Source organism: Pseudomonas sp. JL2 (assembly GCF_031570495.1).
In the GTDB taxonomy this organism is placed as follows: domain Bacteria; phylum Pseudomonadota; class Gammaproteobacteria; order Pseudomonadales; family Pseudomonadaceae; genus Aquipseudomonas; species Aquipseudomonas rhizophila.
Genome location: NZ_JAKUDH010000008.1, coordinates 125,544 through 147,787 on the forward strand (window position 1 = coordinate 125,544; position 22,244 = coordinate 147,787).

Sequence of the window (22,244 nt, forward strand, 5' to 3'; positions counted from 1 at the left end):
TAAGGAGATTTGTCAGATTGTGCTGTGAACCTTTATGAGCGCCATCGCCTGCCCCTGTGGGAGCGAGCCCGCTCGCGATGACGATGACCCATTCAACATGGACATCGACTGACCTACCGCGATCGCGAGCAGGCTCGCTCCCACAGGGGGGCGGCAGTGGCAAATCAGAACAACTTCAACGGCTCCTCATTGAGCGCCGCCAATTGCTCGCGCAACGCCAACACCTGGTCGCCCCAGTAGCGTTCGCTGCCGAACCACGGGAAGCTGCGCGGGAACGCCGGATCGTCCCAACGGCGCGCTAGCCAGGCGCTGTAGTGCATCAGGCGCAGGGCCCGCAGAGGCTCGATCAAGGCCAGTTCACGCGGGTCAAAGTCATGAAACTCGCGGTAGCCGTCCATCAATTCCGACAACTGCCCCAGGCATTCCTGGCGATCACCGGCGAGCATCATCCACAAATCCTGTACCGCCGGGCCCATGCGGCAGTCGTCCAGGTCGACGATATGAAAAACCTCGTCGCGGCACATCATGTTGCCGGGGTGGCAGTCGCCGTGCATGCGGATGTTCTGGTGAGGCGTGGCGGCATAAACCTCTTCGACCCGTTTGAGCAGGTCCCTGGCCACCGACTCGTAGGCCGGAAGCAGGCTGCGGGGTACGAAACCGCTTTGCAGCACGGTGGCCAGTGAGTCGTGGCCGAAGTTTTTCACGCCCAACGCTTCACGATGCTCGAACGGACGGGTCGACCCGACCGCGTGCAGGCGCCCGAGCAATTGCCCCAGGCGATAGAGTTGGTCGAGGTTGCCCGGCTCAGGCGCGCGGCCGCCGCGACGGGGAAACAGGGTGAAACGAAACCCGGCGTGTTCGTGCAGACTGACGCCGTTGTGAATCAGCGGCGCTACCACCGGCACGTCGCATTCGGCCAGTTCGAAGGTGAAGCGGTGCTCTTCCAGAATCGCTTCGTTGGTCCAGCGCTGAGGGCGATAGAACTTGGCGATCAGCGGCTCGGCGTCTTCGATACCCACCTGATAGACACGGTTTTCATAGCTGTTGAGGGCCAGCACACGGGCATCGCAGAGCAAGCCCATGCTTTCAACGGCATCGAGCACCAGGTCGGGTGTGAGGGTTTCAAACGGATGGGACATGCTGACTCCTGCGCAGCGGCAGGGCTGCCGCGTCCGGCCCAGCATGGTAGCGCAGACGGAGGGAGATAGGTGACGGCTGTGCCGATGCCATCGCGAGCAGGCTCGCTCCCACAGGATTTTGTGGCGCACCGTAGATAGCAGGTGCACTGGAATCAATGTGGGAGCGAGCCTGCTCGCGATAAGGCCCGATCAGGCGCCGATGACCCCGCCATCCTCACGGGTAATCACCATCACCGACGACCGCGGCTTACCGTTGGGCAGATGCTCGGGGAACGTCGAGCCGCCGCTGGGATGCTGGATGCCGACGAACAGGGTTTTGTAGTCTGGCGAGAAGCTGATGCCGGTCACTTCGCAACCCACCGGCCCGACCAGGAATCGACGGATTTCGCCGCTGTCGGGGTCGGCGCAGAGCATCTGGTTGTTGCCCATGCCGGCGAAGTCCCCGGTATTGCTGAAATCACCGTCGGTCTGAATCCACAGCCGCCCGGCCTTGTCGAAGCCCAGGCCATCGGGGCTGTTGAACATGTTCTGGGCGTTGATGTTGGACGAGCCGGCTTTCGGCGTGCCGGCGTGTACCGCCGGGTTGCCGGCGACCACGAACAGATCCCAGGAGAAGGTCTTGGAGGCATGATCGTCGCGGTCGGTGCGCCAGCGCAGGATCTGCCCGTAGACGTTCTTGGCCCGAGGGTTTGGCCCTTCCACCGGTTGACCGGCATCACCGCGCTTGGAGTTGTTGGTCAGGGTGCAATAGACCTGGCCGTCCTTGGGGCTGACCACGATCCACTCGGGGCGGTCCATGCGCGTGGCGCCAACGGCACTGGCGGCCAGGCGCGCATGGATCAGCACTTCGGCCTGGTCAGCGAAACCGCTGCTGGCGTCGATGCCGTTCTTGCCGTGGGTCAGCTCGATCCACTGGCCCTTGCCTTTGGGGTGGTCCGGGTTGCCGTCGCCGGCATCGAAGCGCGCCACATACAAGGTGCCGTGGTCCAGCAGGTTGCGGTTGGCTTTGGCATTGCGATGGTTGATGCGCTCGCGGCTGACGAACTTGTAGATGAATTCGCCGCGCTCGTCATCGCCCATGTACACCACGGCGCGACCGTCATTGGTCTGCGCGAGGGCGGCGTTTTCGTGTTTGAAACGGCCCAGAGCAGTGCGTTTTACCGGGGTGGATTGCGGGTCGAACGGATCGATTTCCACCACCCAGCCATGGCGATTGAGTTCGTTGGGGTTCTTCGCCAGATCAAAACGCGGGTCGTGCAGGTGCCAGTTGATTTCACTGCTGGTGACGGTGGCGCCATAGCGTTTTTGTGCCGCGTCGAACTGCAGGTCCGCCTTGCTGCTGCCGAAGCAGTCAGTGAAGTTCTCTTCGCAGGTCAGGTACGTGCCCCACGGCGTCATGCCGTTGGCGCAGTTCTGGAAAGTCCCCAGCACTTTTTTGCCGCTCTTGTCGGCGCTGGTTTTCAGCAGGTCGTGGCCGGCTGCCGGACCACGCAGGCGAATCGGCGTGTTGCCGTGGATCCGGCGGTTGTAGCGCGATTCCTGGACGAACTGCCACTGGCCGCGACGACGCTGGATCTCGATCACCGACACGCCTTCGGCGGCTTGGGCCTTGCGCACGTCTTCGGCCGACTGCGGCTGGCCGCCGTGAGGGAACAGGTATTGGTAGTTGGTGTACTCGTTGTTGATCGCCATCAGCGCCCGGTTCTTGTCGCCGGGGAATTCGAACAGGCTCATGCCGTCGGTGTTGTCGCCAAACTGCTCTTCCTGAGCGCGGGCTGTTCCATTGCCACTGGGGTCGAACGCCGGTGCATTTTTGCGCAGTGGCTGGCCCCAACTGATCAGCACCGAGGCTTTGTAGCCCGGAGGCAGGGTAATGGTGTCGGCCGTGGCGGCGGCGATGCTTTTAAAGCCCAGCAGCTTGCTGTTGCCTTCGCTCACGGCGGCGGCCAGCACGCTGCGGCTCAGCAGGTTGCCGCCCAGGAACATCGCCGCGCCGCACAGGGCGCCGGCGCTGATGAAGCTTCGACGGCTCAGGCCGACGATCTTTTCCAGGTCGGTGGATTGGTTTTCTTCTAATAGGCTCATCATCAGGCTCCCTGCTGGTTTTGGCAGTCACCTTAAAGCGGGTCGATGAAACTATTGTTGCAGCGCGCTACAGCGGTGTGCCGAGCAGCACATTTGTCGGTGAAAACGCGACGTGCACCGCAGAACCGGTAGCCAGGTTTCGCTCATGCAATTGGAGCGGATCGGCCAGGGCGCACAATGTCTGGCCGTTGGGCAGGCCGATACGCACTTCACTGGGGCCGTCTTCGGCGGCGGCAACCTGCTCGATCACGCCGCGCAACGTGTTGATTCCCGATTGCTCCGCTGACTCGATGGGGTGCAACTCCAACCAGCCGGCCTTGATCAGGGCCACCACTTCGGTGCCGATAGCCAGCTCCAGGCGTAAGGTGCTGTCATGGGTGATTTGCGCCTCGATGACCAGACCCCGGGCCAGTTCCAGGCGTACCCGGTCATTGTGGCCCTGGGCCTCGATCCCCAGGACTTTGCCATGCAGTTGATTGCGCGCGCTGGTGCGCAGCATCAAGCGACTGAGCAGGCCCAGATCCCCGGCGTCCTCGCTGGCTTCCAGTAACTGCGCCTGCAGCGCTTGCAAGCGCTGATACAGCCGCAGCACGCGTTGCCCCTCCTCTGACAGCTTGGCGCCGCCACCGCCCCTGCCGCCGACGCTGCGTTCCACCAGCGGCTGGTCCGCCAGGTTATTCAACTCGTCGATGGCATCCCACGCCGCCTTGTAGCTCAGGCCCGCGCTCTTGGCGGCACGGGTGATCGAGCCTTGTTCGGCGATGTGCTGCAACAAGGCGATGCGTTGTGGGCGCCGGACGATGTGCTGGGTCAGGAGCGGGGGCAATGACATGATGGAGAACTGCGCCAAGGAATCATGAGCGGACGTTGGCGCCTCGCAGGCGGCGCGTCAAGCCGGCTCACCGGGTTTCGGCGTGCGGGCCAGGCAATACACATCGACCCGGGCGGCGCCGGCATCCAACAGCAGGCGGGCCAGCGCCTGGGCTGTGGCGCCGGTCGTGAGCACATCGTCGACCAACGCCAGGTGACGGTTGCCGAGCACGGCGTCGGGTGTGATGGCAAAGGCTTGACGCAGGTTTCGGCGCCGGGCCCTGGCATCGAGTGCCTGCTGGGCGGGGGTGTCCAGGACGCGCCGCAGCAGTTGTTCTTCGCAAGGGATCTTCAATGTCGCGCTGAGCCAGCGTGCAAGCATCGAGGCCTGATTGAAACCCCGTTGACGCAAGCGCCGATTGGCAAGCGGTACTGGCACCAGTGCGTCGGGTGGCTCCAGTCCTTCATTGAAGTGATGCTGCAGGGACTGCGCCAGCAGTTCGCCCATCAACCGACCGAGCGGCCATTTGGCCTGATGTTTGAAGCGTGCGATCAGGCTGTCGATAGGAAAGTCGTAGGCCCATGGCGCCAGGACCCGCTCGAAGGCTGGCGGTTGAGTGGCGCACTGGCCACAACGCAGCCCGGCCATGGGCAGTGGCAAGGCGCAGATACTGCACTGGTCACCGAGCCAGGGCAGTTCGCTCTCGCAGGGGGTGCAAATGGGTTGGGGCGTGTCGGTGGTTTCGCCACACAACAGACAAGGTTGTTTGTTTTTTAACCAGATGTAAACCGGTCCATCGTATCGTGGTTGACAGCGCATGACTCTTCCTTAAATATGCCGAACATCCGTGTCGCGCCTGTGGGTATTCCATGTCCCCAGGTGCCAGCCAAGCATAATCAAGGAAATGCCCATGAGCGCCAGCACCACTGCCAACCTGCGTCATGACTGGTCTTTGGCCGAAGTCAAAGCTCTCTTCGTCCAGCCCTTCAATGACCTGTTGTTCCAGGCGCAGACCGTGCACCGCGCGCATTTCGATGCCAACCGCGTCCAGGTGTCCACGCTGCTGTCGATCAAGACCGGCGCCTGCCCGGAAGATTGCAAATATTGTCCGCAGTCCGGCCACTACAACACCGGGCTGGAAAAAGAAAAGTTGCTGGAAGTGCAGAAAGTCCTCGAAGAGGCCGCCCGTGCCAAGGCCATCGGCTCGACCCGTTTCTGCATGGGCGCGGCGTGGAAGCATCCGTCGGCCAAGGACATGCCTTATGTGCTGGAGATGGTCAAAGGCGTGAAGGCCATGGGCCTGGAGACCTGCATGACCCTGGGCCGCCTCGATCAGGACCAGACCCAGGCCCTGGCCCAGGCCGGCCTGGACTACTACAACCACAACCTCGACACGTCGCCGGAGTTCTACGGCAGCATCATCACCACTCGTACCTACAGCGAGCGTCTGCAAACCCTGGCTTACGTGCGAGATTCGGGGATGAAGATCTGCTCCGGCGGCATCCTGGGCATGGGCGAGTCCCTGGACGATCGCGCCAACCTGCTGATCCAGCTGGCGAACCTGCCGGAGCATCCGGAATCGGTGCCGATCAACATGCTGGTAAAAGTCGCCGGCACGCCACTGGAAAACGCCGAAGACGTCGATCCGTTCGATTTCATTCGCATGCTCGCCGTGGCGCGGATCCTGATGCCCCAGTCCCATGTACGCCTGTCCGCCGGCCGCGAAGCGATGAACGAACAGATGCAGGCCCTGGCATTTTTCGCCGGTGCCAACTCGATTTTTTATGGCGACAAACTCCTGACCACCGCCAACCCGCAAGCCGACAAGGACATGCAACTGTTCGCTCGCCTGGGCATCCAGCCGGAGGCCCGCGAAGAGCATGCTGATGAAGTGCATCAGGCGGCTATTGAACAGGCGCTGGTGGAGCAGAAGAGCAGCGAGCAGTTCTACAACGCCGCCCTCTGAGCTGACGCAAAAAAATGTGGGAGCGAGCCTGCTCGCGATGGCGATGGAGCATTCAACATTTGTTGACTGGCACGCCGCTATCGCGAGCAGGCTCGCTCCCACAGGGGGATCTCCTCCAGTCTTTAAATAGCGGTTCACCCCGAGGCCTGCATGCCCTTCGATCTCGCCGCACGCCTGACTGCCCGTCGTGCCGAAAACCTCTATCGCCAGCGCCCGCTGCTCGAAAGCCCGCAGGGGCCAGAGGTGGTGGTGGACGGCCAGCCGCTGCTGGCGTTCTGCAACAATGATTACCTGGGCCTGGCCAATCATCCACAAGTGATCGAAGCCTGGCGCGCCGGTGCGGCGCGATGGGGCGTGGGTGGCGGTGCTTCCCATCTGGTGATCGGCCACAGCGGGCCTCATCATGCCCTGGAAGAAGCCCTGGCTGACTTGACTGGCCGCCCGCGGGCACTGCTGTTCACCACCGGCTACATGGCCAACCTTGGCGCTGTCACCGCACTGGTGGGGCAGGGTGATACGGTGCTGGAGGATCGACTCAACCACGCTTCGTTGCTCGACGCCGGGTTGCTGTCCGGCGCGCGCTTCAACCGTTACCTGCACAACGATGCCCAGAGCCTGGCCAACCGTCTGGAGAAAGCCACCGGCAATACGCTGGTGGTTACCGATGGTGTGTTCAGCATGGACGGCGACATCGCCGATCTGCCGGCCCTGGCCCGTGCAGCCAGGGCCAAGGGCGCCTGGCTGATGGTCGATGATGCCCACGGTTTCGGCCCGTTGGGGGCCAATGGCGGCGGGATCGTCGAACATTTTGGCTTGAGCCAGGATGACGTGCCGGTATTGGTCGGCACCCTGGGCAAAGCCTTCGGTACTGCCGGTGCTTTTGTCGCCGGCAGTGAAGACCTGATCGAAAGCCTGATCCAGTTCGCTCGTCCCTACATCTACACCACCAGTCAACCGCCGGCTCTGGCCTGCGCTACGCTCAAGAGCCTTGAGCTGCTGCGCAGCGAGCATTGGCGGCGCGAACATTTGCAGGTGCTGATCCGCCAGTTTCGCCACGGTGCCGAGCAGATCGGCCTGCAATTGATGGACAGTTTCACGCCGATCCAGCCGATCCTGATCGGCGATGCGGGGCGGGCGATGCGCTTGTCGCAGATGCTGCGTGAGCGGGGACTGATGGTCACTGCGATCCGCCCACCCACCGTACCGGCCGGCAGCGCTCGTCTGCGCGTGACCTTGACCGCCGCTCACAGTGAGGCTCAGGTGCAGCTACTGCTGGAGGCATTGGCCGAGTGTTTTGCACAACTGGGACCGGAGCCAAGCCATGCGTGATCGACTGATATTGCTGCCTGGTTGGGGCTTGGGCGTTTCCCCGCTGGAGCCTCTGGCGGCTGCGCTGCAAGGGCTCGATGAACATCTGCGGGTCGAGATCGAGCCGTTGCCGACACTGACCTCAAGCGACCTCAATGAATGGCTCGATGAGCTGGATGCCACATTGCCCCAGGATGCCTGGTTGGGTGGCTGGTCGCTGGGCGGCATGCTGGCCGGCGAGCTGGCGGCGCGTCGGGGCGAGCGCTGTTGCGGCTTGTTGACCCTGGCGAGCAACCCTTCTTTCGTGGCCCACGATCAATGGCCGAGCGCGATGGCCGGTGAAACTTTTGATGGGTTTCTCGCCGGGTGCGCCGCCGACCCGCGCCAGACCCTCAAACGCTTCAGTTTGTTATGTGCCCAGGGTTGCAGCGATCCGCGCGGCTTGTCGCGATTGTTGCTGGCGGGTGCGCCAGTCACTTCGCCGGATGTGTTGATGGCCGGGCTCGAGCTGCTGGCGCAACTGGATACCCGCGCCGCCTTGCAGGGCTTCGGCGGCCCGCAGCTCCACGTGTTTGCCGGGCTCGATGCCCTGGTACCGGCTGAGGCAGCGGGTGAACTGCTGGTGTTGCTGCCCGATGTTGAAATCGGTCTGATCGAACAGACCGGCCACGGATTCCCTCTGGAAGACCCCCACGGTGTGGCGGGGGCGATTCAGGCTTTTTTGCATGAGTCCGATGATGACTGATTTGTCTGTTGCCAAATTGCCCGGTGCCTTGCCGGACAAGCGCCAGGTGGCGGCCTCGTTTTCCCGGGCGGCGACCAGTTACGACAGCGTCGCCGAGCTGCAGCGCGACGTAGGCCAGCAGTTGCTGGACCGGCTGCCTGCTTCGATCATGCCTGAGCGCTGGATGGACCTGGGTTGTGGCACCGGCTATTTCACGCGGGCGCTGGGTACGCGCTTCGGCGAGGTGACCGGGTTGGCGCTGGATATCGCCGAAGGTATGCTCAACCATGCTCGCCCTCAGGGTGGTGCTGCGCACTTTATAGCCGGTGATGCCGAGCGGTTGCCCTTGCAGGCATCCAGCTGCGATCTGGTGTTCTCTAGCCTGGCGGTGCAGTGGTGCGCGGATTTTGCCTCGGTGTTGAACGAAGTCCATCGGGTTTTGAAACCCGGTGGCGTGTTTGCCTTTACAAGCCTTTGCGTCGGCACGTTGTACGAATTGCGCGACAGCTGGCGTCAGGTGGATGGCCTGGTGCACGTCAACCGTTTTCGCGGGTTCGAAACGTATCAACAGCTATGTGAGGCCAGCGGGCTGAACGTTATCAGCCTGGAAAACCGTCCCCATGTGATGTATTACCCGGACGTGCGCGGTCTGACCCATGAATTGAAAGCCCTCGGCGCCCACAATCTGAACCCCGGCCGGCCCGGCGGGTTGACGGGCAGGGCGCGGATCCTCGCGCTGGTTGACGCTTACGAACAGTTTCGTCAGGTACAGGGTTTGCCCGCGACCTACCGGGTGGTTTACGCCGTGCTGGAGAAACCGCTATGAGCCAGGCTTATTTCATCACCGGTACCGACACCGACGTGGGCAAAACCACCGTCGCGGCAGGCCTGCTGCATGCTGCGCGACAGGCTGGCATGAGCACCGCCGCCGGTAAGCCTGTGGCCTCCGGTTGCGAAGTAACGCCCAAGGGCCTGCGCAACGCCGATGCCTTGGCGCTGTTGGCCGAATGCTCGGTGCCGCTTGTGTATGCCCAGGTCAACCCGGTGGCGTTCGAGCCGGCCATCGCGCCTCACCTGGCCGCTCGGGAAGCCGGCGTGGCCTTGACTGTGCAATCGTTGCTGGGGCCGATGCGTGAAGTGTTGGCCTTGGAGGCCGATTTCACTCTGATCGAAGGCGCGGGCGGCTGGCGCGTTCCGTTGGCCGATCAGGACAACCTCTCGGACTTGGCGATGGCGCTGGGACTGCCGGTGATCCTGGTGGTGGGCGTGCGCCTGGGCTGCATCAGCCACGCCCTGCTGACCGCCGAGGCCATCGCCCGGGACGGCCTGCAACTGGCGGGTTGGGTGGCCAATATCATCGACCCCAAGACATCGCGCCTGGAAGAAAATCTGGCGACCCTGGCCGAACGCCTGCCGGCGCCGTGCTTGGGGCGTGTGCCGAAAATCAAGGGCATCACCGCCGAAGCCGTGGCTGCGCATCTGCACCTGGATTTGCTGGACTACTAAGGTTTTCACTATGACAAGGCACTGTGCCATTAGTGTTTTTGTCGGGCCTTTTCCCCAGGCTTCTGTTTCAATGTCCGCTGTCTACCCTTCAAGAAGACGAGTTCTGCCATGGAAATCTCAGGAAATACCGCGTTCTATGCCGGTCTGAGCACTATTCAGACAGGGCAGAACCGTGTCGATCAGGCCTCTAGCCAGATTGCCAACAATACAATCGAGCGTTCGGTCACCAGCCAGTCGTCCGAACTGCAAGCCGATCGCTTGCGGTCGGTGGATCGCAGCCAGCAATCGGACTTGGCCAGCAACATGGTTGAAATGTCCCAGGGCAAATTTCAGGTCGAACTGGGCGTGAACGTGGCCAAGGCTTCCGATGAAATGCTCGGTACGTTGATCGACACTTTCGTCTGATCCTCTACTTCAGGTTTGTCAAAACGCCGCGATTATTCGCGGCGTTTTCGTCTCTAACTCCTTCTGGCTCAACTAATCTTTTCCTACGGACGCTGTGAGTGTTTCGCTGCGGTGAATTGCTGTGCCTGGGATTTTTTCCGGGACGATGACGAACGGCAAAAGATCGACGCTTGACAAGATTTAGGCGTAAACGTATGTTTCAAACAACTGTTTGACCGTCACAACAAATCCATGCGGTCGTTCATTCCCGGTTACATCAGCAGAGGTTTATCGCTATGCCTGACTACAAGGCCCCCTTGCGTGATATTCGCTTCGTTCGTGACGAACTGCTTGGCTATGAAGCGCACTATCAGAGCCTTCCGGCTTGCCAGGACGCAACGCCAGACATGGTTGACGCCATTCTTGAAGAAGGCGCCAAGTTTTGTGAGCAGGTGCTGGCGCCGCTGAACCGTGTGGGCGACATCGAGGGCTGCACCTGGAGCGAATCCGGTGTGAAGACCCCGAGCGGCTTCAAGGAAGCCTACAAGCAATTCGTCGAAGGCGGCTGGCCAAGCCTGGCCCACGACGTTGAGCATGGTGGTCAAGGCCTGCCGGAGTCCCTGGGCCTGGCGGTCAGCGAGATGGTCGGCGAAGCCAACTGGTCGTGGGGCATGTACCCAGGCCTGTCCCATGGCGCGATGAACACGATTTCCGAGCACGGTACGCCCGAGCAGCAAGAGGCCTACCTGACCAAGCTGGTTTCCGGCGAATGGACCGGGACCATGTGCCTGACCGAGCCGCACTGCGGCACTGACCTGGGCATGCTGCGCACCAAGGCCGAGCCTCAGGCCGACGGTTCGTACAAGGTCAGCGGCACCAAGATCTTCATTTCGGCCGGCGAACACGACATGGCCGACAACATCGTCCATATCGTTCTGGCACGCCTGCCGGACGCTCCGGCCGGTACCAAAGGTATTTCGCTGTTCATCGTTCCCAAGTTCCTGCCTAACGCCGACGGCTCCATCGGTCAGCGCAATGCGGTGAGCTGTGGTTCGCTGGAACACAAGATGGGCATCCACGGCAACGCCACTTGCGTGATGAACTTTGACGCGGCCACCGGTTTCCTGATTGGCCCGGCGAACAAAGGCTTGAACTGCATGTTCACCTTCATGAACACCGCACGCCTGGGCACCGCGCTGCAAGGCCTGGCTCACGCCGAAATCGGCTTCCAGGGTGGCCTGAAGTACGCCCGTGACCGTCTGCAAATGCGTTCTCTGACTGGCCCGAAAGCGCCGGACAAGGCTGCCGACCCGATCATCGTGCACCCCGACGTGCGTCGCATGCTGCTGACCATGAAGGCCTTCGCCGAAGGTAACCGGGCGATGGTTTACTTCACCGCCAAGCAAGTGGACATCGTCAAATACGGCGTCGATGAAGAAGAGAAGAAAAAAGCCGATGCGCTGCTGGCGTTCATGACGCCGATCGCCAAGGCGTTCATGACTGAAGTCGGCTTCGAATCGGCCAACCACGGCGTGCAGATTTATGGCGGTCACGGTTTCATCGCCGAGTGGGGCATGGAGCAGAACGTTCGCGACAGCCGCATTTCGATGCTGTACGAAGGCACCACCGGCATCCAGGCCCTCGACCTGCTGGGCCGCAAAGTGCTGATGACCCAGGGCGAAGCGCTCAAGGGCTTCACCAAGATCGTTCACAAGTTCTGCCAAAGCAACGAAGGCAACGACGCGGTCAAAGAGTTCGTAGAACCTCTGGCTGCGCTGAACAAGGAATGGGGCGAGCTGACCATGAAGGTCGGTATGGCGGCCATGAAAGACCGCGAAGAAGTTGGCGCGGCCTCGGTGGATTACCTGATGTACTCCGGTTACGCCTGTCTGGCCTACTTCTGGGCTGACATGGCGCGCCTGGCGGCGGAAAAACTCGCCGCCGGCACCACCGAAGAAGCTTTCTACACCGCCAAGCTGCAGACCGCGCGCTTCTACTTCCAGCGCATCCTGCCACGCACCCGCACTCACGTGGCAACCATGTTGTCGGGCGCCAACAACCTGATGGACATGAAAGAAGAAGACTTCGCACTGGGTTACTAAGCCTTACGCGGTTCTTCTAAAAAAGCCGCTGCTTCCTTCGGGAGCAGCGGCTTTTTTGCGCCTGACCACAACCCCTGTGGGAGCGAGCCTGCTCGCGATGACGGCGGCATATCCAACATCATTGTGGGCTGACCCACCGCTATCGCGAGCAGGCTCGCTCCCACAGGAGTTGTTGGCAATCGTGGAACAACATTCATCCAACAAAGCCCTAAGAAAACATCCCCCCCTGCCGTTACAAGGATGGCAGTGTGACATCTGTCACATCTTGCGTGCCTTAATGCCCCAGTAGCAGGCACAATGCCATCTTTGATCAGCCGGGTCGGAGCTTTACCCTTGCCGCGTTCTTCCGCTGTACGTCTCAGTCATTTCCTACCGTCATTGGTGCTATTGCTGGCGGGGCTTGCGGCTGCCTACGTCAAGGATCTCAATGTCTTTTTCACCTCCCTGTTCAACGTTCTTCCTACATTGGTGTTGTTGCTCGGAGGGGCGTACTGCGCCGTTTACCGACGTCAGCGTGAGCTGTTTCTGATGATCACGGTGTACATCGCCTATTTCCTGCTGGACACCCAGACCGACTTCTATCGCGACAATGGCAAGGTGCGCGATGACGCAGCGGTGGTGTTTCACCTCGTCTGCCTGTTGTTGCCGCTGTTGTTTGGCCTGTTCGCCGCGTGGCAGGAGCGGACTCATTTGTTCCAGGACATGGTGGCGCGGTTCGCGGTGCTGCTGATCTTTGGAAGCGTGGCGCTGGCCCTGGAGCAAAGTTTTCCCCAGGCACTGCTGTTGTGGCTTTCGGAGATCCGCTGGCCAGCGTTGCACGGTGCCTGGATGAGCCTGATCCAGTTGTCCTACCCGGTGTTCATCGCCGCCTTTGTGTTGCTGGCCTGGCAATACTGGCGCCATCCGCGACCGTTGCATGCCGCGCAATTGGTGGGTTTGCTCGGCGTGTTCTGGATGTTGCCCAAGACCTTCATCCTGCCATTCACCCTGAACATCATGTGCAGCCAGGTGATGCTGATGATCGCGGCGGCGGTCGCCCACGAGGCTTATCAGATGGCGTTCCGTGACGAACTGACCGGCCTGCCGGGGCGTCGGGCACTGAATGAGCGCATGCAGCGCCTGGGTCGCAATTATGTCTTGGCGATGAGCGACGTGGACCATTTCAAGAAATTCAATGACACCCACGGCCACGACGTGGGCGACCAGGTGTTGCGTCTGGTCGCCAGCAAACTGTCGAAAATCAGCGGTGGCGGTAGGGCTTATCGCTACGGTGGAGAGGAATTTGCGCTGGTATTCGCAGGAAAAACCATCGAAGAGTGCATGCCTCATCTGGAAGTCATTCGCGAATCCATCGCGAACTACAGCATCCAGCTACGCAATCCCGACAGTCGTCCCCAGGATGATCAACAAGGTCGCCAGCGTCGTGCCGGTGCCGGGGCATCCAGTGTATCGGTGACGGTCAGCATCGGTGTGGCCGAGCGCATCGAACAGCGCACCCCCGAAGAAGTGCTCAAATCCGCTGACCAGGCTCTCTACAACGCCAAGGGAGCCGGGCGTAACTGTGTGATTGCCTATGGGCAGAACCGTCGCGGTGCGGTGCGCATGGAAGCGGCCGCGGGTTGAGTGATGATGGCGCATTCAGCGTCTGGACTGTGATTGTGAGCCTCGGTGGCCGGCAGTAGGTTTGAACGACCTGTTACCGGAGAAGACCACCATGCCCGAGTACAAAGCCCCGCTGCGCGACATGCGCTTTCTGATCGATCACGTCTTCGATTTCCCTGGCCGCTATGCCGAACTGGGCGCCAGCGATGCCAGCCCGGACATGGTCAGCGCGATCCTCGAGGAAGGCGCCAGGTTCTGTGAGAATGTGCTGGCGCCGCTCAATCGCTCCGGTGACGAAGAAGGCTGCCATTTCGACAACGGCGTGGTCACCACGCCTACAGGCTTCAAGCAGGCGTTCGCACAGTACGTGGAGGGCGGCTGGCACGGCCTGGCGGCGGACCCGACTTACGGCGGCCAAGGATTGCCCAGTTCCCTGGGCCTGGTCATCAGCGAAATGGTCGGCTCTAGCAACACCTCCTGGGGCATGTACCCGGGCCTGACCCATGGTGCGATGTCGGCCATTCATGCCCACGGCACCGAAGAGCAGAAACAGGCCTACCTCACCAAGCTCACGGCCGGTCAATGGACCGGCACGATGTGCCTCACCGAAGCCCATTGCGGCACGGACCTGGGCATCATCAAGACCCGAGCCTTGCCTCAGGCCGATGGCAGCTACGCGATTACCGGCAGCAAGATTTTCATTTCCGCCGGCGAACACGACATGAGCGACAACATCATTCATTTGGTGCTCGCCAAACTGCCGGATGCGCCTGCCGGGACCAAAGGTATCTCGCTGTTCATCGTGCCCAAGTTCCTGCCAGACGCCAGTGGCGAAGCGGGACCGCGCAATGGCGTCTCCTGCGGCTCGATCGAGCACAAGATGGGCATCAAGGCGTCCGCCACCTGCGTGCTTAATTTCGACGGGGCCAAGGGATTCTTGATTGGCGAGCCGAACAAGGGTCTGAACTGCATGTTCACCATGATGAACCATGCCCGGCTGGGCACCGGCATGCAGGGCCTGTGCCTCGGGGAAGCGAGCTTCCAGGGCGCGATCAAATATGCCAACGACCGTTTGCAGATGCGCTCGCTGACCGGCCCCAAGGCGCCGGAAAAAGCCGCCGATCCGATCATCGTCCACCCCGATGTGCGCCGGATGTTGCTGACCATGAAAGCCTTCAACGAGGGCAACCGGGCGCTGACTTACTTCACCGCGCAACTGCTGGATATCGCACACCTGAGCAGCGACGAAACCGCCCGCCAGGAGGCCGAAGACCTGCTGGCGTTCCTCACCCCGATCTGCAAGGCTTTCATGACCGATACTGGCCTGGAAGTGACCAACCACGGCATGCAGGTGTTTGGCGGCCATGGTTTCATTCGTGAGTGGGGCATGGAACAGCTGGTGCGCGACTGCCGCATTGCGCCGATCTATGAAGGCACCAACGGCATCCAGGCCTTGGATCTATTGGGGCGCAAGGTGTTGGGCAGCCAGGGCAAGTTGCTGCGAGGGTTCACCAAAATCGTCCATAAGTTCTGCGCCGCCAACGCTGAACATGCGCAGCTCAAGGATTACGTCGCGCAACTCAACGGGCTCAACCAGCAATGGGGCGAAATGACCACCCGGGTTGGCATGGCGGCCATGAAGAACCCCGATGAAGTCGGCGCCGCTTCGGTGGACTATCTGATGTACAGCGGTTACATCATCCTGGCCTATCTGTGGCTGCGCATGGCGTTGGTGGCCCAGGCGCAACTGGATGCAGGCGAAGGTGATGCGGATTTCTGCCGGGGCAAACTGGCGACCTGTGAGTTTTACTTCAAGCGCCTGCTGCCAAGGACCGCTGCCCATCGGGCCGCGGTGGAGGCGGGGAGCGATTGCTTGATGAAGCTGCCGGCGGAGTTGTTTGCCCTCTGATGTGAGGAGGACAAAGATCGCAGGCTTCGCCAGCGCCTACAGACGTGCGCATATTCCCTGTAGGAACTGGCGAAGCCTGCGATCTTTTCTGTGGTGACTAAAAATAACAAAACAGTCACTGGCTGACCCTATGTGTCGCAAAAGTTGTTGGGGTACACTCAGGCCACTGCAAAAACCGTTTTCTTACGAACCAATTGTTTAGATCTTGCGAGGTTTGCCATGGCTGACTACAAAGCGCCCCTGCGCGATATGCGCTTCGTCCTCAATGAAGTGTTCGAGGTCGCGAAGCTCTGGGCTCAACTGCCGGCGCTGGCCGAGACCGTAGACGCTGAAACCGTCGAGGCGATCCTTGAGGAAGCCGGCAAAGTCACCAGCAAAAGCGTTGCCCCCCTCAGCCGTGCAGCTGACGAAGAAGGTTGCCACTGGGCTGATGGTGCCGTCACCACGCCAGCCGGTTTCCCACAGGCCTACAAGACTTACGCTGAAGGCGGCTGGGTCGGTGTCGGTGGTGATCCGACCTACGGCGGCATGGGCATGCCCAAGGCTGTTTCGGCTCAGGTCGAAGAAATGGTCAACTCCGCCAGCCTGTCCTTCGGCCTGTACCCCATGCTGACCGCCGGGGCTTGCCTGTCGATCAATGCCCACGCCAGTGAAGAGCTGAAAGCAGCCTACCTGCCGAACATGTACGCCGGCGTCTGGGCCGGTTCCATGTGCCTGACCGAGCCGCATGCCGGTACGGACCTGGGCATCATTCGCACCAAGGCCGAACCTCAGGCCGATGGTTCCTACAAGGTCAGCGGCACCAAGATCTTCATTACTGGCGGCGAACACGACCTCACCGAAAACATCATCCACCTGGTGCTGGCAAAGTTGCCGGACGCACCGGCAGGCCCTAAAGGCATCTCGCTGTTCCTGGTGCCCAAGTTCATGGTTAACGCCGACGGCAGCCTGGGGGCGCGTAACGCGGCCAATTGCGGGTCGATCGAACACAAGATGGGCATCCAGGCGTCCGCCACCTGTGTGATGAACTTCGACGACGCCGTGGGTTATCTGGTCGGCGAGCCGAACAAAGGCCTGGCGGCGATGTTCACCATGATGAACTACGAGCGTTTGGGTGTGGGTATCCAGGGCCTGGCCACCGGTGAGCGCTCCTACCAGAACGCCATCGAATATGCCCGTGACCGCCTGCAAAGTCGTTCGCCAACCGGTGCGCAGAACAAAGACAAAGTCGCTGACCCGATCATCGTCCACCCGGACGTGCGTCGGATGTTGCTGACCATGAAAGCCTCGAACGAAGGTGGCCGGGCATTTTCCACCTACGTGGCGATGCAACTGGACACCGCCAAGTTCAGCGAAGACCCGGCCACCCGCAAGCGTGCCGAAGATCTGGTGGCCTTGCTGACCCCGGTAGCGAAGGCGTTCCTGACGGATCTGGGACTGGAAACCACTGTCCATGGCCAGCAGATTTTCGGCGGCCACGGCTACATTCGCGAATGGGGTCAGGAGCAACTGGTGCGTGACGTGCGCATCACCCAGATCTACGAAGGCACCAACGGTATCCAGGCGCTGGACCTGGTAGGGCGCAAGATCGTCGGCAGTGGCGGGGTGTTCTACAAGCTGTTCGCTGACGAAATCCGCCACTTCACCGCTACCGCGAGCAGTGATCTGGCCGAGTTCACCAAGCCGTTGAACGACGCTGTCGGTACGCTGGATGAACTGACCGAATGGCTGCTGGACCGGGCGAAAAGCAACCCGAACGAAATCGGCGCGGCTTCGGTGGAATACCTCCAGGCGTTCGGCTATACCGCCTACGCCTATATGTGGGCACTGATGGCCAAGGCGGCCTTGGGCAAAGAAGCGCAGGATGATTTCTATGCGAGCAAACTGGGCACGGCGCGGTTCTACTTCGCCCGTTTGCTGCCGCGCATCCACTCCCTGAGTGCCTCGGTGAAGGCGGGTAGCGAGTCACTGTTCCTGCTGGACGCCGGGCAGTTTTGAAATCTGACGGCGTGTAAGCAAATGCTTACACGCCGTGCTGGCGTTTTCCCTCTATCGGCTGATTGGATCCAGAGCTAATCTACTTCGCATGGACGTCGCGCAGGATGCGCAAAGCAAAAACACGGACACGTAGGATTCTGCCAGGATGGCGGAGCGAAATGGATGTCAGGGAAACAGTCTGCAAAGCCCCGCTTCGGCGGGGTTTTCTTTTGTCCGCGTTTTTATCTTCCCGCGCTTTATCCCTTCTGGATGGCTTCTCACTGAACCCTGACGAGCGGTCGGGTGTCCATGAGCTATATGGCAATGTGGCCATCGCCAATCAGGAGTCATCCATGGATATCATTCGAATCATCATCGCCATTCTGCTGCCGCCATTGGGTGTGTTTCTGCAAGTGGGCTTCGGCGGGGCATTCTGGCTCAACATCCTGCTGACTCTGTTGGGTTACATCCCGGGTATCGTGCATGCGGTGTACATCATCGCCAAGCGCTGAATTTTTTGGTTTGCACATATCCCCTGTGGGAGCGAGCCTGCTCGCGATAGCGGTAGATCCAGTCAAAATCTCCATGGACTGATCCACCGTTGTCGCGAGCAGGCTCGCTCCCACATTTGGTTTTGCATTTGCCCTATAGGGGGCCATCCATCACCCTGCGATAGAACAACCATTCATGTTCCAGCGCATGAGCCTGGTTGATCGCCTTGCGAAAGCCATGGCGCTCATCGGCGTAGTAATGCGCTTCTACCGCGATGCCGTTGTTCTGCAATGCCTCGACCATATCGCGTGTCTGCTGCGGCACGACCACGGCATCCAGTTCACCCTGGAAAAATATCACCGGGGTGCGGATCTGATCAGCGTGCAGCAGTGGCGTGCGGTCCCGGTAGCGTTCGGCGTCCTGTTGCGGGTCGCCGATCAACCAATCCAGATAATCGCCTTCGAATTTGTGCGTGGCGTGGGCCAGGGCGACGGGGTCGCTGACACCATAGAGACTGGCGCCGGCGCGGAACACGTCATGGAACGCCAGGGCGCAAAGAGTCGTGTAGCCGCCAGCACTGCCGCCACGAATGAACGCGCAACGGCCATTGATCAAGCCTTGTTCCTCAAGGTACGTGACCACCGCGCAGGCATCCTCGACGTCCACCACCCCCCAATTCAAATACAGCGCCTGTCGATAGGCCCGGCCATAACCGCTGCTGCCGCGGTAATTGAGATCGGCTACGGCAAAGCCGCGCTGGGTCCAGTACTGGATGCGCGGATCAAAGATGGGATAACACGCCGAGGTCGGTCCGCCATGGATGAACACAACCAATGGCGGCTTCTCTTCGGCGTTCATGGCCGGGTAAAAGAACCCATGGGCTTGGCTGGAAGCCGAGGGATAGCGCAGGGTCCGGGGGCGACTGATGTGTTCGATGGGCAACGGCGCAACGCCACCGGCGAGCACCACCACTGCATGGTTTTGCCGCTCAATGGCTATCACCGCCGACGGGCTGATTGGCGAAGCGGCGATGGCATAAATGAACCGCTCATCGAGTGCCAGGCTGCGAAACCGCGAATAGGAGCCGGTGAAATCCTCGGATACGCCGTCACTGCGGCAGAGGCCCAGTCGCCCGAAACCCGCCTCGGTCCAGCTCGCCAGGTAAGCGCTTTCGCCCAGCGGCAGCCAGGTACAGCCGCCCAGTTGCCAGGGTGCTGGGGCGTGATCGGCTTCGGCGGCGGGCAGTGGCTCCAGGTCGTCGGCGGATTCAATCCAGGGCTGCCAATAACCGCCACGATCGCTCAGGCAATAAAGGCGACCGCAATCATCAAAACGCGGTTGCTGAATAGACTCCTCGTGACCGCTGCCCGCGACGCAACGCGGCTCGTCCCAGGTGCCAGCGTTGCGCTCGGCCAGCATCAGTCTCGTTGACGTCCACGGTTGATGGGGGCGGCTCCACTCAATCCAGGCCAGTCTTCGACCATCTGGACTCAAGGTCGGCGCGGCGTAGAAGTCCGCACCTTCGGCCAGCAGATGTCGCTGATGATCTGCCAGGCCGATCGAGACCAGGCGATGCTGATTGGCCTGCTCCTCCACCGCCAGCACCTGGCCGCAAGCGAAGTGAAGATCGCCATATCGACAATCACCTGAGGTCAGCGCCACGGGCTGTTCGCCGGCCAGCGACTGGTGATACACCTGCTGGTCGGCCTCATTGACGAACAGCACACCGTCGTCGCTCAGGCAGAACGATCCGCCGCCATATTCATACACCCGACTGCGGACACTGAATCCATCCGGGGTCAGGCATCGGGCCTTGGCATCCTGCCAATGCCAGATCCGGCAGGCACCGTCTTCGGGACGGTATTGATTCCAGAACAGTCCAAGGGGCCCGACTTGCAGCTCAGCGAAGTCGATGCCTGCCGCAACGGCCTGGGCTGCGCTGAAAGAATCAGCCTTTGGCGATGAGGCGTGAGTTTCGTTCATTGCGAAAGGCCAGTTGTTCAATCGTCTGAGTGGCATGCTCGGCGTCTTCCCGAGCCTGAAGAATCATCCCGTGATGCTCGGATTTGCTGCACACCGGGTCGGCATTGCTCGCATCGCCCGTGAGCATGAATGCCTGGCAGCGACAGCCGCCGAAGTCCTTTTCTTTTTCATCACACGAGCGGCACGGTTCGGGCATCCAGTCATAGCCGCGGAAGCGGTTGAAACCGAACGAGTCGTACCAGATGTGCTGCATGCTGTGGTCGCGCACGTTGGGAAATTGCACGGGCATCTGCCGGGCGCCGTGGCAGGGCAATGCAGTGCCGTCCGGCGTGACGGTCAGGAAAATGCTGCCCCAGCCGTTCATGCAGGCCTTGGGGCGTTCTTCATAATAGTCCGGGGTGACGAAGATCAACTTGCACGGATGCCCTTGGGCCTCAAGTCTGGCGCGGTACTCGTTGGTGACACGTTCGGCGCGTATCAGTTGTTCCTGGGTGGGCAGCAGGCCGACGCGGTTGAGCTGTGCCCAACCGTAGAACTGGCAGGTGGCAAGTTCGACGAAGTCGGCTTCAAGGGCGATGCACAGCTCGATAATGCGGTCGATCTTGTCGATGTTGTGCCGATGGGTGACGAAGTTCAGCACCATCGGATAGCCGTGGGCCTTGACCGCCCGGGCCATTTCCAGTTTTTGCGCGAAGGCTTTCTTTGAACCGGCCAGCAGGTTGTTCACCTGTTCGTCGCTGGCCTGGAAACTGATCTGGATGTGGTCGAGGCCGGCCTTTTTGAAATCGCTGATTTTCTGCTCGGTCAAGCCGATGCCAGAGGTGATCAGGTTGGTGTAGAAACCCAGCCTGCGCGCCTCGGCGATCAGTTCGGCCAGGTCCTGGCGCACCAGCGGCTCGCCGCCAGAAAAGCCCAATTGCGCGGCGCCCATCTCACGCGCCTCGCGAAACACCTTGAACCACTGCTCGGTACTCAGCTCCTTGCCCTGCTCGGCGAAGTCCAGCGGATTGGAGCAGTACGGGCATTGCAACGGGCAACGGTAGGTCAGCTCGGCCAGCAGCCACAGCGGCAGGCCGACTTCAGGCTTGGGCGGCAGGCTTGTGGCGTCAGACAAGTTCGATCCAATGCTCTGCACGGGCGACCTCCATGAATTGCTCGATGTCGTCACCGAGTTCCGGCACGTCGGGGAACTGTTTGGCCAACTCGCCAATGATGGCGGCCACATCCCGTTCACCGTCGATCAGGCCGCCAATCAGCGAAGCGCTGTCGTTGAGCTTGATCATGCCTTCAGGATAGAGCAGCACGTGGCCCTTCTGTGCCGGCTCGTACTGGAAACGATAGCCGGGGCGCCAGCGTGGGGTCTTGCTGCGATCGAAACTCATAAGGTAATTCCTTTGTGCCACACCCGTTGCCCGGTCACGCTGTGATAGGGCGGGCGGTTCAATTCGTAGGCCATGCTCATGGCATCGAGCATGCTCCAGAGGATGTCCAGTTTGAACTGGAGAATCTCCAGCATGCGCTCCTGGCCTTCGCGGGTGGTGTAATGCTGCAAGGTAATCGCCAGGCCGTGCTCCACGTCTCGCCGGGCCTGGCCCAGGCGGGTGCGGAAATATTCGTAGCCGGCGGGGTCGATCCAGGGGTAATGCTGCGGCCAGCTGTCCAGGCGCGACTGATGGATCTGCGGTGCGAACATTTCGGTCAGGGAGCTGCTGGCGGCTTCCTGCCAAGAGGCGCGGCGGGCGAAGTTGACGTAGGCATCCACCGCGAAGCGCACGCCCGGCAGCACCAGTTCCTGGGAGCGCAGTTGATCGGGATCCAGGCCAACCGCCTGACCCAGCCGCAACCAGGCTTCGATGCCGCCGTCTTCGCCGGGCGCGCCGTCATGGTCGAGCAGGCGCTGGATCCACTCGCGGCGGATTTCCCGGTCCGGGCAGTTGGCCAGGATCGCGGCATCCTTGAGCGGGATGTTCACCTGATAGTAAAAACGGTTCGCGACCCAGCCCTGGATCTGCTCGCGAGTGGCGCGGCCCTCATACATCGCCACGTGATACGGGTGATGAATGTGGTAATACGCACCCTTGGCACGCAGGGCCGCTTCGAACTCGGCGGGGGACAGGGGGGTATCAGTCATTGCGGTTCTCCGGGCAATTCCCGTGGATTCTGTGGCGTCAGGGTTGGTCTCATCGCGAGCAGGCTCGCTGCCACACTTGATCTGTAACGCATGAAATATCCGGTACGACTCAAACTACTGTGGGG

Annotated in this window: 19 protein-coding genes; 11 read left to right on the plus strand and 8 right to left on the minus strand. The window is 61.1% G+C overall.

The genetic code is table 11. From position 1 onward, the window contains the following. Positions 1 to 164: 164 nt before the first annotated feature. From MKS85_RS13150 to MKS85_RS13165, 4 genes are all read right to left on the minus strand, one after another. Positions 165 to 1,139: a serine/threonine protein kinase gene (locus MKS85_RS13150; RefSeq protein ID WP_188251816.1), complete on the minus strand. Its 975-nt coding sequence runs from the start codon at positions 1,137 to 1,139 to the stop codon at positions 165 to 167. A 189-nt stretch (positions 1,140 to 1,328) separates the two neighbouring features. Further along, positions 1,329 to 3,224: a PhoX family phosphatase gene (locus MKS85_RS13155; RefSeq protein ID WP_047228120.1), complete on the minus strand. Its 1,896-nt coding sequence runs from the start codon at positions 3,222 to 3,224 to the stop codon at positions 1,329 to 1,331. A gap of 67 nt (positions 3,225 to 3,291) precedes the next feature. Beyond that, a complete protein-coding gene (locus MKS85_RS13160) occupies positions 3,292 to 4,056 on the minus strand; it encodes a TOBE domain-containing protein (RefSeq protein ID WP_047228119.1) in 765 nt (254 codons plus the stop codon). A gap of 57 nt (positions 4,057 to 4,113) precedes the next feature. Beyond that, entirely contained in the window at positions 4,114 to 4,854 is a 741-nt protein-coding gene (locus MKS85_RS13165) for a ComF family protein (RefSeq protein ID WP_188251815.1), read from the minus strand. A 91-nt stretch (positions 4,855 to 4,945) separates the two neighbouring features. On the opposite strand from MKS85_RS13165, the gene bioB reads away from it, so the two are divergent. The 11 genes from bioB to MKS85_RS13220 all read left to right on the plus strand — a co-directional run bounded on the left by bioB (position 4,946) and on the right by MKS85_RS13220 (position 18,025). After that, on the plus strand, positions 4,946 to 6,001 hold the full coding sequence (bioB, locus tag MKS85_RS13170; protein WP_076383416.1) for a biotin synthase BioB: 1,056 nt from the start codon (positions 4,946 to 4,948) through the stop codon (positions 5,999 to 6,001). 150 nt (positions 6,002 to 6,151) lie between these two features. Next, positions 6,152 to 7,330: an 8-amino-7-oxononanoate synthase gene (gene bioF / locus MKS85_RS13175; RefSeq protein WP_047228116.1), complete on the plus strand. Its 1,179-nt coding sequence runs from the start codon at positions 6,152 to 6,154 to the stop codon at positions 7,328 to 7,330. Next, a complete protein-coding gene (locus MKS85_RS13180; RefSeq protein WP_188251814.1) occupies positions 7,323 to 8,054 on the plus strand; it encodes an alpha/beta fold hydrolase in 732 nt (243 codons plus the stop codon). The genes bioF and MKS85_RS13180 overlap by 8 nt, the downstream gene beginning before the upstream one ends. After that, positions 8,047 to 8,859 carry a malonyl-ACP O-methyltransferase BioC gene (bioC, locus tag MKS85_RS13185; protein WP_047228114.1) on the plus strand — a complete coding sequence of 271 codons (813 nt, stop codon included), beginning with the start codon at positions 8,047 to 8,049 and terminating at the stop codon, positions 8,857 to 8,859. The genes MKS85_RS13180 and bioC overlap by 8 nt, the downstream gene beginning before the upstream one ends. Beyond that, entirely contained in the window at positions 8,856 to 9,539 is a 684-nt protein-coding gene (gene bioD, locus MKS85_RS13190) for a dethiobiotin synthase (RefSeq protein ID WP_139049011.1), read from the plus strand. Before bioC ends, bioD begins: the two co-directional genes overlap by 4 nt. A 108-nt stretch (positions 9,540 to 9,647) precedes the next feature. After that, positions 9,648 to 9,944, plus strand: a complete 297-nt coding sequence (locus MKS85_RS13195) for a pyrroloquinoline quinone biosynthesis protein PqqE (RefSeq protein ID WP_107323009.1) — start codon at positions 9,648 to 9,650, stop codon at positions 9,942 to 9,944. Between the two features lie 275 nt (positions 9,945 to 10,219). After that, positions 10,220 to 12,025 carry a phenylacyl-CoA dehydrogenase gene (locus MKS85_RS13200; protein WP_047228111.1) on the plus strand — a complete coding sequence of 602 codons (1,806 nt, stop codon included), beginning with the start codon at positions 10,220 to 10,222 and terminating at the stop codon, positions 12,023 to 12,025. Between the two features lie 333 nt (positions 12,026 to 12,358). Continuing rightward, positions 12,359 to 13,648, plus strand: coding sequence for a GGDEF domain-containing protein (locus MKS85_RS13205; protein ID WP_047228110.1), 1,290 nt, complete (start codon positions 12,359 to 12,361; stop codon positions 13,646 to 13,648). Between the two features lie 91 nt (positions 13,649 to 13,739). Then, the gene (locus MKS85_RS13210; RefSeq protein WP_188251813.1) at positions 13,740 to 15,536 is read left to right on the plus strand and encodes an acyl-CoA dehydrogenase C-terminal domain-containing protein; all 1,797 of its coding nucleotides are present in this window, start codon (positions 13,740 to 13,742) and stop codon (positions 15,534 to 15,536) included. A 219-nt stretch (positions 15,537 to 15,755) separates the two neighbouring features. Beyond that, positions 15,756 to 17,534 carry an acyl-CoA dehydrogenase C-terminal domain-containing protein gene (locus tag MKS85_RS13215; RefSeq protein ID WP_076383422.1) on the plus strand — a complete coding sequence of 593 codons (1,779 nt, stop codon included), beginning with the start codon at positions 15,756 to 15,758 and terminating at the stop codon, positions 17,532 to 17,534. A 332-nt stretch (positions 17,535 to 17,866) separates the two neighbouring features. Then, complete coding sequence (locus MKS85_RS13220) at positions 17,867 to 18,025, plus strand: YqaE/Pmp3 family membrane protein (protein ID WP_038436734.1); 159 nt, start codon at positions 17,867 to 17,869, stop codon at positions 18,023 to 18,025. A gap of 133 nt (positions 18,026 to 18,158) precedes the next feature. Here the strand turns inward: MKS85_RS13220 and MKS85_RS13225 are convergent, their stop codons facing one another. Genes MKS85_RS13225 through pqqC form a run of 4 tightly spaced genes read right to left on the minus strand, consistent with a single transcriptional unit; the run spans position 18,159 to position 22,119 of the window. After that, on the minus strand, positions 18,159 to 19,988 hold the full coding sequence (locus tag MKS85_RS13225) for a S9 family peptidase (protein ID WP_188251812.1): 1,830 nt from the start codon (positions 19,986 to 19,988) through the stop codon (positions 18,159 to 18,161). Next, positions 19,954 to 21,123, minus strand: coding sequence for a pyrroloquinoline quinone biosynthesis protein PqqE (gene pqqE / locus MKS85_RS13230; RefSeq protein ID WP_188251811.1), 1,170 nt, complete (start codon positions 21,121 to 21,123; stop codon positions 19,954 to 19,956). Before pqqE ends, MKS85_RS13225 begins: the two co-directional genes overlap by 35 nt. After that, on the minus strand, positions 21,095 to 21,370 hold the full coding sequence (pqqD, locus tag MKS85_RS13235; protein ID WP_047228106.1) for a pyrroloquinoline quinone biosynthesis peptide chaperone PqqD: 276 nt from the start codon (positions 21,368 to 21,370) through the stop codon (positions 21,095 to 21,097). Before pqqD ends, pqqE begins: the two co-directional genes overlap by 29 nt. Continuing rightward, entirely contained in the window at positions 21,367 to 22,119 is a 753-nt protein-coding gene (gene pqqC / locus MKS85_RS13240; protein ID WP_047228105.1) for a pyrroloquinoline-quinone synthase PqqC, read from the minus strand. Before pqqC ends, pqqD begins: the two co-directional genes overlap by 4 nt. Positions 22,120 to 22,244: the final 125 nt, after the last annotated feature.

What these genes read in the sequence shown, in the direction of transcription:
- MKS85_RS13200 (WP_047228111.1), top strand. Translation starts at nt 10,220, where the DNA reads ATGCCTGACTACAAGGCCCCCTTGCGTGATATTCGCTTCGTTCGTGAC.
- pqqD (WP_047228106.1), bottom strand. Translation starts at nt 21,370, where the DNA reads ATGAGTTTCGATCGCAGCAAGACCCCACGCTGGCGCCCCGGCTATCGT.
- MKS85_RS13165 (WP_188251815.1), bottom strand. Translation starts at nt 4,854, where the DNA reads ATGCGCTGTCAACCACGATACGATGGACCGGTTTACATCTGGTTAAAA.
- pqqC (WP_047228105.1), bottom strand. Translation starts at nt 22,119, where the DNA reads ATGACTGATACCCCCCTGTCCCCCGCCGAGTTCGAAGCGGCCCTGCGT.
- bioC (WP_047228114.1), top strand. Translation starts at nt 8,047, where the DNA reads ATGACTGATTTGTCTGTTGCCAAATTGCCCGGTGCCTTGCCGGACAAG.
- bioB (WP_076383416.1), top strand. Translation starts at nt 4,946, where the DNA reads ATGAGCGCCAGCACCACTGCCAACCTGCGTCATGACTGGTCTTTGGCC.
- MKS85_RS13160 (WP_047228119.1), bottom strand. Translation starts at nt 4,056, where the DNA reads ATGTCATTGCCCCCGCTCCTGACCCAGCACATCGTCCGGCGCCCACAA.
- MKS85_RS13150 (WP_188251816.1), bottom strand. Translation starts at nt 1,139, where the DNA reads ATGTCCCATCCGTTTGAAACCCTCACACCCGACCTGGTGCTCGATGCC.
- MKS85_RS13155 (WP_047228120.1), bottom strand. Translation starts at nt 3,224, where the DNA reads ATGAGCCTATTAGAAGAAAACCAATCCACCGACCTGGAAAAGATCGTC.
- MKS85_RS13180 (WP_188251814.1), top strand. Translation starts at nt 7,323, where the DNA reads ATGCGTGATCGACTGATATTGCTGCCTGGTTGGGGCTTGGGCGTTTCC.
- bioF (WP_047228116.1), top strand. Translation starts at nt 6,152, where the DNA reads ATGCCCTTCGATCTCGCCGCACGCCTGACTGCCCGTCGTGCCGAAAAC.
- MKS85_RS13225 (WP_188251812.1), bottom strand. Translation starts at nt 19,988, where the DNA reads ATGAACGAAACTCACGCCTCATCGCCAAAGGCTGATTCTTTCAGCGCA.
- MKS85_RS13195 (WP_107323009.1), top strand. Translation starts at nt 9,648, where the DNA reads ATGGAAATCTCAGGAAATACCGCGTTCTATGCCGGTCTGAGCACTATT.
- MKS85_RS13210 (WP_188251813.1), top strand. Translation starts at nt 13,740, where the DNA reads ATGCCCGAGTACAAAGCCCCGCTGCGCGACATGCGCTTTCTGATCGAT.
- bioD (WP_139049011.1), top strand. Translation starts at nt 8,856, where the DNA reads ATGAGCCAGGCTTATTTCATCACCGGTACCGACACCGACGTGGGCAAA.
- MKS85_RS13220 (WP_038436734.1), top strand. Translation starts at nt 17,867, where the DNA reads ATGGATATCATTCGAATCATCATCGCCATTCTGCTGCCGCCATTGGGT.
- MKS85_RS13215 (WP_076383422.1), top strand. Translation starts at nt 15,756, where the DNA reads ATGGCTGACTACAAAGCGCCCCTGCGCGATATGCGCTTCGTCCTCAAT.